14 protein-coding genes are annotated in these 16048 nt (G+C 32.1%); 3 read left to right on the forward strand and 11 right to left on the reverse strand.

What is annotated here, in order from left to right:
• Window positions 1-2: 2 nt before the first annotated feature.
• The 5 genes from L0669_RS07350 to surE form a co-directional block, all read right to left on the reverse strand.
• Complete coding sequence (locus L0669_RS07350; RefSeq protein WP_263762435.1) at window positions 3-2024, reverse strand: ComEC/Rec2 family competence protein; 2022 nt, start codon at window positions 2022-2024, stop codon at window positions 3-5.
• 56 nt (window positions 2025-2080) lie between these two features.
• Window positions 2081-2566 carry a C40 family peptidase gene (locus L0669_RS07355; RefSeq protein ID WP_173970841.1) on the reverse strand — a complete coding sequence of 162 codons (486 nt, stop codon included), beginning with the start codon at window positions 2564-2566 and terminating at the stop codon, window positions 2081-2083.
• 15 nt (window positions 2567-2581) lie between these two features.
• The gene (lpxB, locus tag L0669_RS07360; protein WP_263762438.1) at window positions 2582-3694 is read right to left on the reverse strand and encodes a lipid-A-disaccharide synthase; all 1113 of its coding nucleotides are present in this window, start codon (window positions 3692-3694) and stop codon (window positions 2582-2584) included.
• Window positions 3695-3762: 68 nt separating this feature from the next.
• A complete protein-coding gene (locus L0669_RS07365; RefSeq protein ID WP_173970843.1) occupies window positions 3763-4035 on the reverse strand; it encodes a hypothetical protein in 273 nt (90 codons plus the stop codon).
• On the reverse strand, window positions 4028-4807 hold the full coding sequence (surE, locus tag L0669_RS07370) for a 5'/3'-nucleotidase SurE (protein WP_173970844.1): 780 nt from the start codon (window positions 4805-4807) through the stop codon (window positions 4028-4030). The genes L0669_RS07365 and surE overlap by 8 nt, the downstream gene beginning before the upstream one ends.
• A gap of 212 nt (window positions 4808-5019) precedes the next feature.
• Between surE and L0669_RS07375 the strand changes: the two genes are divergently transcribed.
• Window positions 5020-7206: a carboxy terminal-processing peptidase gene (locus L0669_RS07375; protein ID WP_199885749.1), complete on the forward strand. Its 2187-nt coding sequence runs from the start codon at window positions 5020-5022 to the stop codon at window positions 7204-7206.
• A gap of 144 nt (window positions 7207-7350) precedes the next feature.
• Window positions 7351-8127: a DNA/RNA non-specific endonuclease gene (locus tag L0669_RS07380; protein ID WP_263762439.1), complete on the forward strand. Its 777-nt coding sequence runs from the start codon at window positions 7351-7353 to the stop codon at window positions 8125-8127.
• A 210-nt stretch (window positions 8128-8337) separates the two neighbouring features.
• On the opposite strand, the gene L0669_RS07385 is transcribed toward L0669_RS07380, so the two are convergent.
• A complete protein-coding gene (locus tag L0669_RS07385; protein WP_263762442.1) occupies window positions 8338-9870 on the reverse strand; it encodes an MFS transporter in 1533 nt (510 codons plus the stop codon).
• Between the two features lie 84 nt (window positions 9871-9954).
• Between L0669_RS07385 and L0669_RS07390 the strand changes: the two genes are divergently transcribed.
• A complete protein-coding gene (locus L0669_RS07390) occupies window positions 9955-10794 on the forward strand; it encodes an AraC family transcriptional regulator (protein ID WP_263762444.1) in 840 nt (279 codons plus the stop codon).
• A gap of 171 nt (window positions 10795-10965) precedes the next feature.
• Here L0669_RS07390 and rpe read toward each other — a convergent pair whose 3' ends face one another.
• The 5 genes from rpe to L0669_RS07415 form a co-directional block, all read right to left on the reverse strand.
• On the reverse strand, window positions 10966-11628 hold the full coding sequence (gene rpe / locus L0669_RS07395; RefSeq protein WP_263762446.1) for a ribulose-phosphate 3-epimerase: 663 nt from the start codon (window positions 11626-11628) through the stop codon (window positions 10966-10968).
• Between the two features lie 395 nt (window positions 11629-12023).
• A complete protein-coding gene (locus tag L0669_RS07400) occupies window positions 12024-12887 on the reverse strand; it encodes a sigma-70 family RNA polymerase sigma factor (protein WP_007804760.1) in 864 nt (287 codons plus the stop codon).
• A 157-nt stretch (window positions 12888-13044) separates the two neighbouring features.
• Window positions 13045-13296 (reverse strand): hypothetical protein, encoded by a 252-nt coding sequence (locus L0669_RS07405; RefSeq protein WP_173970850.1) that lies wholly within the window; start codon window positions 13294-13296, stop codon window positions 13045-13047.
• A gap of 201 nt (window positions 13297-13497) precedes the next feature.
• Window positions 13498-14244, reverse strand: coding sequence for a LytR/AlgR family response regulator transcription factor (locus L0669_RS07410; RefSeq protein WP_208682677.1), 747 nt, complete (start codon window positions 14242-14244; stop codon window positions 13498-13500).
• Window positions 14237-15775, reverse strand: a complete 1539-nt coding sequence (locus tag L0669_RS07415) for a tetratricopeptide repeat-containing sensor histidine kinase (RefSeq protein WP_263762448.1) — start codon at window positions 15773-15775, stop codon at window positions 14237-14239. The genes L0669_RS07410 and L0669_RS07415 overlap by 8 nt, the downstream gene beginning before the upstream one ends.
• Between the last annotated feature and the right edge of the window lie 273 nt (window positions 15776-16048).

Below are 16048 nucleotides of genomic sequence, written 5' to 3' on the forward strand. Positions count from 1 at the left end.
CTTTATTCTATTTTATAAAATCCCTTTTCGTTTGTGGCATGAAAAAGAATGTTGTTTTTGAGGCAACTGGTTTTCCAAGTTTTCTGAATGGCATAAGAGTTTGAGCCATCGGCAATTATTATTCTCGGGTGTAAGTCTTGTAACATACGATCTAAATTTATTTTAGGCGTCTGCGTAAGGATCAAAATGTCGGGTTGAATTTTGGTGGGATAAATTCCTGAACTATCGATGACGAGAATTCTTTTTCCGTTAAAAAATAGCGTGTTTTCGATTTTCTTGCGGGATTGTAAGCGGCTAAAATTTCCAACCAGGTAAGGGATTAGAACGTTGTTTTTAGAAAGTGTATCACTGGTAAAAATAGTGATGTCTTTTGCTGTGCGTTTAGAAATTAGTGTATTTTTCTTTGTGTTATAAACAATCATTTCTTGATTATTCTCGATTTCTCTTTTGGTATATATAACAGAAATCTGCAATAAAATTATGCTGGATAATAAAAACAACAATTTACTGTAATTGGGGTTTTTACTCCATATAATAGCTGAAATAATAAAGAGATAAAAAGTAATCAGATAATAAAAATTGAAGCTGATATCGCGTATTACAAACCATTCAAAAGAAGCTACAATATGAATCGTTTTATTTAAAAGATAAATGCTTTTTTCAAAAATCTCTATGATGATTAATGGCGGAGAAGTGAAAATTGCCAGAATCATAACGATAATTCCTGCGATCATAATAAAAGATAAAATAGGAATGATAACAATATTGGTTACAAAAAACAATCCGGGAAATTGATGAAAATAATACAAACACAAAGGCAGAGTACCTATTTGTGCGGCAAAAGAAACCGTTAATGCATTCCAGATGGTGACTTGAATTTTTCGTTTTGGAGTCCAAATTGTTTTTAATAAAGGTTGTAACCAGACAATAAAAAATAAAGCAAGATAACTTAGCTGAAAACCAACGTCAAATAAAAAATAAGGTTCAAGGAGTAGTATTAGCAACATCGAAACCAGCAAAGTATGATAGATGCTTCCGCTTCTTCGTAAATGGTTTCCGATGGCTAAAAATGAAAACATAACAACAGATCGTAAAACAGAAGGCGATAAACCTGAGATTATTGCAAATGCGCCTAATGATACTAAAATTGAAATTAGTTTTATAAAAGAACCTTTTCGTGTATTTGGAATTGGTTTTAAAATAAAATTGATAAAAAGCATTATAAAACCAACATGCAATCCTGAAACCGAAAGTATGTGTGTAGCGCCGGAGTATTGGTAATCCTGAATAATATCAGATGAAATTTCTTGTTGTTGCCCTAAAATAAGAGCCAGAGCAACATTCATTTCTTCTTTATTAAAATTAGATTTTTCCAGATTGCGAACAATACGGGAATGCAAACGACCGGAATAATACCAAATGTCTTTTTTAGGAGTTTTATGAATATCAATTTCTGCTTTGTTAATATACACCTGCGCATAAATTTGCTTGTCTGCCAGATATTTACTGTAATCGAACTGATTAGGATTTTTATTGATGCTATTGCGTTGTAAAACCGTTTTTACTTTTATAATATCGCCAATAATCAGACTTTTAAGACTGTCTTTTTGAATGTTGACAATGATTTTACCGGAATAATTTTTACCGTTGATGCTGTTTACTATTGCAGTAAATCGATCATTATAAGTATTGCTTTTGAGTTTTTCCCGTAAAGTAAAAGTTATGATTTCCGGAGTTTCAAATGCTTTTTTGCAATGAATATAATTTGATTTTTGAAGAGAATTGGTGTGAAGCAATAAGGTTAAAACACCAATGAAAAAGGAAATATAATAAGTGTTTATTCCAAAAAGGGGAATGAATTTTTTATTTCTTCGGATAAAAAAATAGGAGATCGAAAATATAAGTAGACCAACAATAAAGCATGAAATAGCAATACATACTGATGGTTGACAATAATAGCAAAACAAAATACCTAATAGAAACCAAATTGTAATTTTGGTTAACGGAAAATCTAATACTTTCATGGTTTAAAAGTATTAAATATTTTGTAAGAAAAAAGATATATTTTGTTTAATTGAATTTACTCAACAATTCGGTTGATTTGTACAAATGAATTTTGGTAATAAGCTTCTTTGGTAGAAGAAATTATTACTCCTTTTGAGGTTGATGAATGAACAAATTTGATCTCACTTGAGTTTACTTCAGTAATGAGTCCAACGTGATTAATTTGTTTGCTTCGGTTGGTTTTAAAAAAGATCAAATCGCCCTTTTTGGCATCATTAAACTTAATAACTTTTCCAATTTTAGCCTGATCATAAGAACTTCTTGGCAGCGTAATATTTTCTGATTGAAATGTCGTAAAAACCAGCCCTGAACAGTCGTAACCACTTTTTGATGTACCGCCGGCTTTGTAGCGCACACCAATATTATCAGTAGCTTTTTCAATCAAATGATTGACTACATACTTGTTTTCTGACTTCGATTCTTTTTTGCTCACAGTAGTTGATGTCGATTTACAAGAAGTAAAAAAGACAGCCAAAAGAGCTAAAAGGAGTATTTTTTTCAAACCAAAAATTTTAAATTATTTCAAATCAGCTACAATAAGTTTTGCTGTTTTTTTACTTGCGCCAACTCCGCCTAATTTTTGCTCCAGAATATCATAATTCTTAAGCAGTTTTTCGCGGTAATTAGGTTCTAATAATTTTTGTAGTTCTTCTTTAATGCGTTTGGTATTACAATCGCTCTGAATCAATTCTGTCACCACTTCCTGATCCATGATAAGATTAACAAGCGAAATGTATTTTAAAGTAATAATTCGCTTTGCAATTTGATACGAGATAGCACTTCCTTTATAACAAACCACTTCCGGAACTTTAAAAAGAGCCGTTTCCAGCGTTGCAGTTCCTGAAGTTACTAAAGCCGCAGTCGACGAACGCAATAAATCATACGTTTTGTTGGAAACGAATGCAATGTTTTTGTTTTTTATAAACTGCTGATAAAATTCATAATCCTGACTAGGAGCACCCGCAATTACAAATTCATAATCCTGAAAATCATCCACCACACTCAGCATAACGCTCAGCATTTTAGTAATTTCCTGTTTACGGCTTCCCGGTAAAACGGCAATAATTGGTTTTTCCCCTAATTGGTGTTCTTTTCTAAAAGAAACTTCATCAAAAGCAGGCTGATTCTGTATAGCATCAATTAAAGGATGGCCAACAAAATCGACAGGAAAATGATGTTTGTCTTCGTAGAAACTTTTTTCAAACGGTAAAATAACAAACATTTTATCAACGTCCTGTTTGATCGCTTTGATTCGGTTTTCTTTCCACGCCCAGATTTGAGGAGAAATATAATAATGAGTTTTATAATTTAATGCTTTGGCCCATTTGGCAATACGCATATTAAAACCCGGATAATCAATAAAAATTAAAACATCAGGCTGGAATTCTAAGATGTCTTTTTTGCAAATTTTGATATTGTTTAAAATGGTTTTTAGGTTAAAAATCACTTCAACAAAACCCATAAAAGCCAATTCACGATAGTGTTTTACTAAGGTTCCGCCTGCTTTTTGCATAAGGTCACCTCCCCAAAATCTAATATCGGCCTGAGGATCTTCTTCGTATAAAGCTTTCATTAAATTTGAACCGTGTAGATCTCCCGAGGCTTCACCTGCGATTATGTAGTATTTCATATGAATGGTATTGAAAGTGTGTTTTAAATTTTAAAAACAACATTTTTTTTGCAAAGCAAAGATAAGATTTAAATAAATAAAGTAGAAATAGCCAGAACAATCACTGCCAAAACTACGCCTCTTGCCTTAAGTTCTTCATTTCTTTTTAATAGAATCCAAAAGACGGCAAGATCTAAAACCGTACCTATAGTGATTACTTTTCCTAAATAGCCTTCTTTTTTTATGGTTTGAAGTCCTGTTGCAAAATCAAATTTGGTAAAGAAAGTAACAAACAAATAACTCCCCAGCAATGCCGTAAAAATTCCGATTACAAAACCTATAAGTAAGTCTTTTTTATTCATTTAGATTCCAGGTATTAAGTTGTTGCATAGAATGATGAGCCGTTAAATCAAACTGAACAGGAACTACAGAAATGTAACCATTCTCTAAAGCCCATTCGTCAGTATCTTCTCCCTGATCTTCATTGGTAAATTTTCCGGTAAGCCAGTAATAATCTTTTCCAAAAGGAGTTTGTCTTTTGTCAAATTTCTGTGCATAATACGCTTTCGCCTGACGACAAATTTTTATTCCTTTAATTTCGTTTTCTTTTAATTTTGGAAAATTAACGTTTAAAACGACACCCGGAGGTAATTTATTTTTGAGCGTTTCTAAAGCTATTTTTCTAACAAATGATTTTATTTGTTCAAAATCAGCATTCCAGTCAAAATCTAATAAAGAAAATCCGATTGCCTGAATTCCTTCTATTCCCGCTTCAACAGCAGCACTCATGGTACCCGAATAAATTACATTTATAGACGAATTTGTTCCGTGATTAATTCCGGAAACACATAAATCAGGTTTTCTTTTTAAAATTTCATTTACTGCCAGTTTCACACAATCAACAGGAGTTCCGGAGCAGCTATATTCTGTTACAGGATCTTCTTCTTTCGAAATTTTGTCGAGAAATAAAGTATTGTTTATCGTAATTGCATGACCCATTGCACTTTGAGGCTTGTCTGGCGCTACTACGATAACTTCTCCAATAGTTTCCATAACGCTAATTAAAGCTCTAATTCCCGGCGCAAGAATTCCGTCATCATTGGTGACTAATATTAAAGGTTTTTCATTTTCCATGCTGTGGTTTTTATCTCGATTTATCAAAATTAAAGCTTGTAAAAGCAAATGTAGTAACTGATTTTGGTAGAATACTAACAAATGAGCAAAAATTATAAACTTAATTCAAGAAGACTTTTAAGGTTCAAACATTTTTATATCTTTAACAAAAAATTATAGCGAACTTGGCAAGTTGGCACAATTTTTACAGTTAACTTAGATTAAAAAATTTGATGAATGCTATTATTAAGTTTATGAAAAGAAATTATAAAATACTTATAGCCGTATTATGCTTGTCTTTAACCTTATTTGCTTTTAAAATTAATGCAGATAAGTCAGTTGATCCGGACCCGAACAGAGATAAAACACTTTTAGAATTATTGGCATTTGTTATCGAAAAAGGACACTATAGTCCGGCAGAAATAAATGATGAATTTTCTAAAGGAATTTTTAAAGATTACGTAGAGGCATTAGATCCTTCAAAACGATTCTTTTTACAATCTGATATTGATGAATTTAAACAATATGAGCTGCAATTAGACGATCAGTTTTTGAATAGAGATCTAACGTTTTTCAATCTTACTTATACAAGATTGATGAAACGTATGGAAGAAAGCAAAAAACGTTATAAAACTATTTTAGCACAACCCTTCAACTATGATGTTGATGAGACTTTTAATGCTGATTACGATAAGTTGCCTTATGCAAAAAATGCAACAGAAATCAATGAAAGATGGAGAAAACAAATTAAATTATCTACGCTTTCTTCTTTGGTAACAAAGCAAAAATTAGAAGAAGACAAAAAGAAAGAAGATCCTAATTATAAGGTGAAATCTTTTGAAACATTAGAAAAAGAAACTCGAGATAGTTCTTTAAAATCTTTGGATGATAACTTTAGTTTGATTAAAGATTTGAATAAAGAAGATTGGTTTTCTGTATATGTAAACTCAATTATGGGTCGATTTGATCCACATACAAGTTATTTTGCGCCTGAAGAAAAGGATCGTTTTGATGTAAACATCAGCGGTAAATTAGAAGGTATTGGAGCAAGATTAACGAAAAAAAATGATTTTACTCAAATTGATGAATTAATTTCAGGTGGACCAGCCTGGAAAGGAAAACAATTAGAGGCCGGAGATTTAATTTTGAAAGTAGCACAAGGAAACGAAGAGCCTGTAGATGTTGTAGGGATGCGTTTAGACGATGTGGTGAAAAAAATTAAAGGGCACAAGGGTACTGAAGTAAAACTTACAGTTAAAAAAGTAGACGGAACAACTAAAGTTATTTCGATTATTAGAGATATTGTCGAAATTGAAGAAACGTATGCTAAATCTAGTATTGTAGAAAGAAATGGTTTGAAATACGGAGTAATCTATTTACCTAAATTTTATATCGATTTTGAAAATAAAGATGGTCGTGATGCCGGTAAAGACATCGCTCTTGAAGTGGAAAGACTGAAAAAAGAAGATATTAGCGGTATTGTACTGGATGTTCGTGATGATGGTGGTGGATCTTTATCTACAGTGGTTGATATTGCCGGTTTATTTATTGAAGAAGGACCAATTGTTCAGGTGAAATCTGCAGGTAAAAAGAAAGAAGTTTTATACGATAAAGATAAAAAAATCGAGTGGGACGGACCATTAGTAATTATGGTAAACAGTTTCTCAGCTTCGGCATCAGAGATTTTGGCTGCTGCAATTCAGGATTACAAACGTGGAGTTATCATTGGTAGTAAACAAACTTATGGTAAAGGAACTGTACAAAACGTTCTTGATTTGAACCAATTTGTTCGTAATGCAAACTATGGTGATTTAGGAGCTTTAAAAATTACAGGACAGAAGTTTTACAGAATCAACGGAGGTTCTACTCAGTTAGAAGGTGTTCATAGTGATGTTGTGATGCCAGATCGTTATGCTTATCTAAAAATGGGAGAACGTGATAATGAAAATGCTATGCCATGGGATAAAATAGATCCTGCAGATTATAGCACATGGAAATCTAATGAGAATTTTACTAAAGCAATTGCAAATAGTAAAGACAGAATCGCTCAAAATGCGCAATTCAAATTAATTGAAGACAATGCAAAATGGATCGATGTTAAAAACAAAGAAAACACCTATAGCTTAAATATCAATAGTTTTAAAGCGACTCAGGAACAAGTAGAAAACGAGGGTAAAAAATACAAACCAATTTCAGATTATAAAAATGACTTGGTATTTAAATCATTACCATACGAAGAGCTTGAAATGAAAGCTGATGCAAGCTTAAAAGAAAAAAGAGATGCCTGGCATCAGGCTTTATCTAAAGATGTTTATGTTGAAGAAGCATTAAATGTTTTAGATGATTTGCAATCTAAAGGTAGTGTAGTAAAAGGATCAGTTTCTCCTAAAATGAAAAAGGATAAATTAGTAAAATCTTAATTCTTTAAAGAATTAATTTGTTAGAAAACGCTTCAGAAAATTTAAATTTCTGGAGCGTTTTTTTGTGCGGTTATATTGTATTTTTGTAAGAAGTGGCTTTTTGCTAAAGCTAAATTTTAGAAGAAAAATAAAAATAGTAAAGGAATGAAGAATTATATTGTTTTAGGTTTGATAGGCTTTATGTTATTGTCGTGTAAAAAAGAATTAGGCAGCAATAGCGAATTACAGAAAGAAACATCTTTTGTTTCTAATCAAAACAGTACAGACTCGTTATATACTTTTGCTTATTTGCCCACTTCTACAACCAAGCAAATTGTAAAACATCAATATTATACCTTATCCTATAATGAAAAGTTTGAGCAGGCAGAGTGGGTTGCGTATGAATTGAAGAAAGAGTATTTGAAAAGCGGTAATTATAAACGTCCTTATTTTATTGAAGATCCAAGTGTAACGACCGGTTCTGCAGATTGGAGAAATTATAAAAAATCCGGTTATGATAAAGGACATCTTTGCCCTGCCGGAGATATGGAATTTGATCAGAAAGCGTATAATGATACATTTTATACTTCGAATATTTCGCCACAGGATCATGCTTTTAATAGCGGAATCTGGAATCGTTTAGAACAAAAAACACGTTATTGGGCTGATAAATACAATGATATTTATGTAGTAACAGGAGGAATTTTGAAAGATTCAGATAAAAAAATAGGAACTGAAAAAGTAGCTGTTCCTAAATATTTTTATAAAATCATTTTAGCTAAAAAAGGTAAAGAACATAAAGCAATTGCTTTTTTGGTTCCTAATCAAGATAGCGATAAATCACTTTATGATTTTGTAGTGCCTATCGAAACTTTAGAAAAAATGACCGGAATTGATTTCTTCCCGAATTTAAAAAACTTAAAAAGCAGTAAAGATTTTTAGTTGCTAAAAGTAAATTTATAAATCTTAATCAAAAGTTTAAATGTGCCGTTAGGCACTAAATATTGGTAGAAAACAGGAATAGGAATATTTAGCGTGCCGTAGGTACGCAATAGTTATCGTTTTGTTGCGTACCTACGGCACGCCAGGATATTTAGAGCTTAATTTTTTACCAATATTTAGTGCCTAAAGGCACAGATTGTAGATCTTTAATTATAATTTATTTTGATTTTTGGGATTAAACAATATAAAACTCATTATAGCCAAAATCCAGACACCAATTCCTCCGTAAAGTAATATCATTTCAAAACCATGAGCCAATGCACCATGTAATATGGATTGAGATGAATCTAATGTTGCTAATTGAGGGAAATCCTGATTAAGAGACGAAAAATTTCCAGCCGCAACTTTTTCTGAAATAGATTGTAGTGTTTTTGAATCAATAGCTCTTGAAAAAGCATTATTTAAATACGAGAGTATTCCTTGTACAAGAATAAAACCCATCAAAGCAATATTTATTGACAAAGTAATCAATCTTGCACTCATATCGATTCCCGAAGCCATTCCTGAGCGATTTGCAGAGACTGAGCTTGTAGTAGTATTAGTTACAGGCGTATTGGTTAAACCTAACCCAATTCCTGCCAGTAAAGAGCCCGGAAGCATTGTGAGCCAGCTGGCGTGTTCTGCAATGCTGCCGTATCTCATAACGATAAAACCCAGTCCTATAACAAATAGACCTAACGGAATTACAATCCCGGAACGATATCGAACCGAAAGATATTCGGCAAAAGGCGGAATTACTAAAGTAGGAAGGGTATAAGCAAGCAAAGAAAGTCCTACGGTTACAACATCATATCCCAGACAACTTTGAAAATAAATAGGGAGATAAATGATGAAAGGCCAAAAGCTGAAATTCATACCTATAGATCCAAAAATAGCGCCTGAAAAATTACGTATTTTAAATACCGAAAAATCAAACATGGGATAAGGATTGGTTTTTTCCACCCATAAAAACAATACAAAACTTATTATTGTAATCGCTAAAATACCTAAAGCTACTGGGCTGGTAAAACCAAGATCTGGCCCTTGCGTGATAAAATACGTTAATCCAAATACGGCGACAGATAATGTGATCATTCCCCATAAATCTATTTTTTTAGCGTCAGCATCTTTAGATTCGTCTACAAAACCATAAACGAGAATTGCAGCAAGAATTGCTATAGGAACATGTATTAAAAATACCCATTGCCAGGATAATATTGCGATAATAGAACCCCCTATTATGGGGCCAAAACCCAATCCAACACCAAGAATAATTCCCCAAATACTAAAAGCCCTGCTGCGTTCTTTTCCTTCCTGAAATTGATGTGATAAAGTAGCTACCTGGCAAATTAGCATCGAGCCGCCGCTTACTCCCTGAAAAAAACGACTGATTACTAATAAAGCGACATTGTCTGCCAAACCGCAAACTAATGATGAGATACCAAATAAAATTAAGGTAATAATCAAAATACGTTTTCGGCCATATCGATCGGCCAGAGTTCCGGCTGCCATTAAAACCGTGGTGCAACCTATGGTATAAATATTCATGATCCATTGCATATCTTTAAGATTCGCATTCAGTACTTTTTCAAGTGTAGGAAGAATGACCGGAACACTCGAAATTTCCAGAGAAAACATCAAGGTTGCCAAGCAAATAGCGACTAAAGCGATGTTGTTTTTGGTAGAGGATAAATTTTGCTTCATTTTTAAATTATATTTTTAGCAAAAATAAACTGAGTATTGTTCTTTTATCAGTATAATTTAATGATAAAAAAGTACTTTTGTGATATGAGAAAAGAAAACATGCATCAATCAGTAGAAGTGCTTTACAAAAAAGTAGATGAGTGCCCAATTGTAAATTCGCAATTCAGTTTTTTTCAGATGGTTTATGTGATTTCAGGAAATGGATTGCTTCATATTAATGGAAATGCCATATCCTATCAGGCAGGAAATCTAATGCTACTGACACCAAATGATTATCATAACTTTGATATTATAAATACGACAGAATTTTTATTGGTTAAAATTAATAGCGAATATGTAAAAGAATACAAATCAAAAAGTATCGATCATATAGGTTGTTTGTTGCACTATGCAACACATTTATCGGGTTGTATTTTAAAACGAAAAGCAGATGAATTTCTTGTAAAATCGATATCAGATTCGTTGATTCATGCGATAGAGAATAAGGATATTTACGATGAAGATTTAATTACTCATTATGTAAATGCTCTTATTGTAATTGCTGCCAGAAACATTGCGAAAATAAAACCAACTGGAGTAAAAGAAAGTGCCGATAAAAAAATCCTGGAGATTATTAATTATATTCAGGCTCATATTTTTTGTCCTCAAAAATTGAAAGCTTCGGCAGTAGCAAAGGAATTTGATATTTCTGATACGTATTTGGGAAGCTATTTTAAAAATCATTCCGGAGAAACAATTCAATCTTTTATTTCAAATTATAAAATACGGCTGATAGAACATCGATTGCGTTTTAGCGATATGAGAATTAATGAAATTGTGGAAGAATTTGGTTTTTCAGACGAAAGTCATCTCAATAAATTCTTTAAAAAACATAAAGAGATCAGTCTTACTGCTTATAGAAAAGCTAAAGTTTTATCGAATTGATTAAAGGTTTTTGCCACAGATTAAAGGATTGTAAAGATTTTTTTCACGAAGAAGAATTGCCAACGGTTTTAACCGTTGGGACACAATAGAGATAGCCTGATTATAGCAAGTCGAATCACATAAAAAAGCCGAAGATTTCTCTTCGGCTTGGTTTTTTATTTCGTGTAAAACTTAGAAAGTTGTCAAAGCTTTTAATTCTGCAATAGTCTGAGTTGGATTTTCTGCTTTAAAAACAAAACTTCCGGCAACTAAAACATCAGCTCCGGCTTCTACTAATTGTTTAGCATTTTTACTCGTTACACCACCGTCGATTTCAATAATTGTCGAAGCTTTTTTACGAGTAATTAAGTCTTTTAGTTTTTTTACTTTATCATAAGTGTTTTCAATAAATGATTGTCCCCCAAAACCAGGATTCACACTCATAATACAAACTAAATCAATATCATTAATAACATCTTCTAATAAGTCGATATTAGTATGAGGATTAATGGCAACTCCGGCTTTCATTCCTTCAGCTTTTATAGCTTGTAATGTTCTGTGTAAATGTGTGCACGCTTCATAATGAACCGTTAAACCATTAGCGCCTAAATCAGCGAAGGTTTTGATATATCTATCCGGATCGATAATCATTAAGTGTACATCGATATATTTGTTTGCATGTCTTGAAATTGCTTCTAAAACTGGCATTCCAAAAGAAATATTCGGAACAAAAACGCCATCCATAATGTCAATATGAAACCAATCAGCCTGACTGTTGTTGATCATCTCGACATCACGTTGTAAGTTGGCAAAATCAGCTGCAAGAACAGAAGGAGCAATAAGTGTATTCTTCATTTTGTGTAGTTGTGTGTTGTGTTATTTTTTTGCAAAGATAGATTTTTTATGATTTACATTGAAATTTAACCGCAATCCCGATAGCTATCGGGAGCAAAGCATTTTTATTTTTTGCAATGTATAAAAACGCAGAGTTCGCAAGGCTTTGTGTAGTTGGCATTTCTAAAAAAAACTTATACAAAGCCTTGCGGACTTTGTGGTAAAAAAAAATGCTAGTTCAGACCAATAAAAAACTCCGGTAATCAGCCGGAGTTTCAATCATCAATCAAAAAACGAACAGTCAATCAAACTGTTGTTTGCTTTAAAGTCCAATATAAGCACTTTCGTAATAAATTCCAAATCCCAATCAAATAATTGGAATTTGGAATTTAAAAATATTGGATTTATATTTTAAATTATCCTAAGTAAGTTTTAAGGATTTTACTTCTAGAAGTGTGTTTTAATCTGCGGATTGCTTTTTCTTTAATCTGACGAACACGCTCACGAGTTAAGTCGAAAGTTTCTCCAATTTCTTCTAAAGTCATTGGGTGTTGATCGCCAAGACCAAAATACAAACGAACAACATCTGCCTCTCTAGGAGTTAATGTTTCTAATGAACGCTCGATTTCAGTACGTAATGATTCGTGAATCAACTCTCTGTCCGGGTTTGGAGATTCTCCAGAACGTAAAACGTCATAAAGGTTAGAATCTTCACCTTCAACAAGAGGTGCATCCATAGACAAGTGACGACCAGAGTTTTTCATAGACTCTTTTACGTCATTTACAGTCATGTCAAGTTCTTTTGCAATTTCTTCAGCAGAAGGCGGACGCTCGTTAGATTGCTCTAGTAAAGCGTACATTTTGTTGATTTTATTGATAGAACCAATTTTGTTTAATGGTAAACGAACGATACGAGATTGTTCTGCCAAAGCCTGAAGGATCGATTGACGAATCCACCATACAGCGTAAGAGATGAATTTGAAACCACGAGTTTCATCAAAACGTTGAGCCGCTTTAATTAAACCTAAGTTTCCTTCATTAATTAAATCAGGAAGAGTTAATCCTTGATTTTGATATTGTTTAGCAACCGATACAACGAAACGTAGGTTGGCTTTTGTTAATTTTTCTAAAGCTCTTTGATCACCAGCCTTTATTCTTTGTGCTAATTCTACCTCTTCATCAGCGGTAATTAGGTCAACTTTTCCAATTTCTTGTAGGTATTTGTCTAACGATGCAGTTTCACGATTGGTTACCTGCTTGGTGATTTTAAGTTGTCTCATGTTTTTTGTCTCCTCAATTTTTAAGTGTACAAGTAGTTATACGTAAAGAGATACAAAAAGGTTACAAAAAAATAAATTTTTATTTAAAATAAAAAAACACCCAGACTTAAAAGCTTAAGTGTGAAGTGTTTTTTGTTGAAAAAGGGGCAAGCTTTTTTTATTCAGATAAGTCATCATAGACATCTAACATATCGTCGAATATTCTTTTTAATGATTTTATATATAATGGAAACGCGAAAATGAGGAGAATGTATTCTTTTCGAAATACAGTAACGTCATCAAGGATTTCGTATAAACTCGGGATGATCAATGTTAAAGAAACAGCAATACCAACCCAAGGATTATTTTTTATTTTTTTTAGAATAGATAAAACTTTCATGTCTGGTTGTTTGGTTAGTGCGATTCTCATTTTATGGCGATACTATTTGGGGTTTCTTGGGCGTAAAAGTAATTTTGATTTTTTTGTTTGAAGTTAAAAATGTCATGAAAGCTATTTTTTGTGTCATGAAATTTTCGAAACCTCAAGTAGATTGGGATATTTCTTTCAAAGCATAAAAAAATCCCCTTTATTCAAGAGGATTATAATGTTGTTATTTTTTAGATGGAATTTTTAAGACAAAATATTCATCTTTTTTATAAAGTCTTTATAAGTATCGCTCAGGTTTATTTTATGATCGCCTTTTAGAATGATGAGATTATCTGCCAGAATGATTTCTTCGATTTTATCTGTATTGACGATTGTGTTGCGATGCGTTTTTACGAATTTATTTTTATCAAGCAAATTACTGATTTTGGTCAGCGAGATCTGAATGACAAATTTTTCTTTTTCGGTAATAATATTACAATAGCGTTCTTCGACTTCGATGTAAAGAATCTCGTTTATGGCTACTTTTTTCAGTGAGTTCTTTTTCTTTATAAACAAATAATCATTGCTTACAACGGTATCTTGTTCTTCGCTCATAAAAACATTGGTTTGAGCATAAAATTTCTCCACTGCCATTTCTATAGCGTAAAGAATTTCAAGTTCGTTAAAAGGTTTCATCAAAAAACTAAAAGGCTTGGTAAGTTTTGCTCTTTCAAAAATTTGACGATCCTGCGAACTAGTCAAGAATACAAAAGGTTTAGAAGCGTTTGGAATTATATTAATAGATTCGGCAAAAGTAATTCCGTCTGGTTTTCCGTCCAGAAAAACGTCAATGATAACAATATCTGTCGTATTCTCGTAAAAAAGTTTTAATGCATCTGTAAAGTTGGTGGCTACGCCTGTAATGGTATAATTGTTCTCTACCAGAACCTTAACAAGTGCATCACTTTGTTCAGGAGTGTCTTCTATGATTAAAACATTAATATTATCCATTGGTTCTTGTTTTTGGGAAACTCAATATCATTTTGGTTCCCCTGTTAATTTCACCTTCTATGGCTAAAGTTCCGCTGTTTTTCCTGATCATTTGTTTGCACAGCTGTAATCCTAAACCGGTTCCTATAATTTCAGACCCGCTTTTTTTAGCTAAAAGTTCTCCTTCTTGCAGTAATTCTTTAATAGTATTTTCGCTCATTCCAATTCCGTTATCTTCGATTATAAGATCGCAAAAATCAGGATTGGTTTCCTGAGTGTAAAAACTTATTTTGCCATTTTCATTAGAAAACTTAATCGCATTGTCTAATAAATTTCGAAGTACGATTTTTAAAGAATCAAGATCTACAAAAATAAAGATATTTTTCGAAACCGAATTTTCAAAAGTAATGGCTTTGTCGAGGAGTAAAGGTTTATAGTTGTATTCGATTTGCTGTACAATAGAATATAAGTGAATAGATTCCTTGTGAAAATAAAGTTGTTTGGTTTGCAGCATTGCCCAATGCAGCAAATTATCTAATAAGCTATAAGCGCCATTGGCAATAGTGCTATTTTGGATGATAAGTTGGTGGAGCTCATCATAATTTTTAGTTTCGAGCGTGGCGGATAATTTAGCATTACTCGTTTTTAACGCATTTACAGACGATCTCAAATCATGACTTACAATAGAAAATAACTGATCTTTAGTAGCATTGAGTTCATCGAGTTTGTTTTTTTGCAGTAAAATAGTTTTTGCATTTTTTACTTTTTGACCGTACAAATAAACTCCTCCGGTTAAAATTAGTAGTAAGCCTATTGAAGCAAAAAACAAACTGTTACGTTGTGTATCTTTTAATTTGTTTTCAACTTCTAATACTTTAATTTGTTTTTGTTTTTGAGCAACTGCAAACTTTTTCTCAAAGTCAGCGACGGCCCAAATTTTATTTTGATTATTTAAGGAATCTTTCCATTGCTCTGATTCTTTTCTATAGACTAGAGCTTTTTTGTAATCAGCTCTGTTTTCCTCTACAGCAGCCATATTGAATGCTGCAATTTGTTTTAAGTTGAAATCTTTTATGTTTTTAGATAAATTGTAAGCTTTTAGGAAGTAGTATATGGCTTGTTGGTCTTTATATTGTAGATAATAGAAATTTGCAATGTTTATATTGGATTCAATTACACTTTTTGAAACCTTTTTTGGATTTAAAAGAGCGTCCTTTTTTAAATAAAATTCTGCTTTATCAAATTGTTTCAAGTGTAAATAGCATATCCCAATGCTTGCATATAAATCGGCTATTTCACTTTCGTCTTTATGATTTAATATTTCTTTCTCAGCTTTTAAAAAATAAACAATTGCTTCTTGAAATTTTTTTTCAAAATAAAATAATCCTCCAATATTATTATCAACCAAATAATAATATTGGAAAGATTTGTTTATTAAATTAAATTCTATACGTGCTTGTTTGTATAAACCTTTTTTTTTAAATGAGTAGCCTCTAAAAAAATGACAATATTCTTTTATTTCTGGATCCGATGTAGAATTCAATTGTTTCATTGAATAAACTAACGTGGAGTCCCACTCTTTTTTAAAGAAAAATGACTGTGCTTTATTGAAATTGATTTCGCTCTTATTATATTTTGCTTTTTTTTGAATATTAAGCTCAAAATAGTTCAAACCTTTTTCTTGTTTTGAAAATACAATTAGAGGTAAAAAAAGAAAGAGAAAAAGAAAGCAAAGTATTTTTTTTGTCATTATTAGCATTTTTATAAAATCGCTTACATGTATCTTAATGGTTCTTGAACTGAATATTAAAAAATCAGATGTTTT

Source organism: Flavobacterium bizetiae, assembly GCF_024271895.1.
Lineage (GTDB): Bacteria > Bacteroidota > Bacteroidia > Flavobacteriales > Flavobacteriaceae > Flavobacterium > Flavobacterium bizetiae.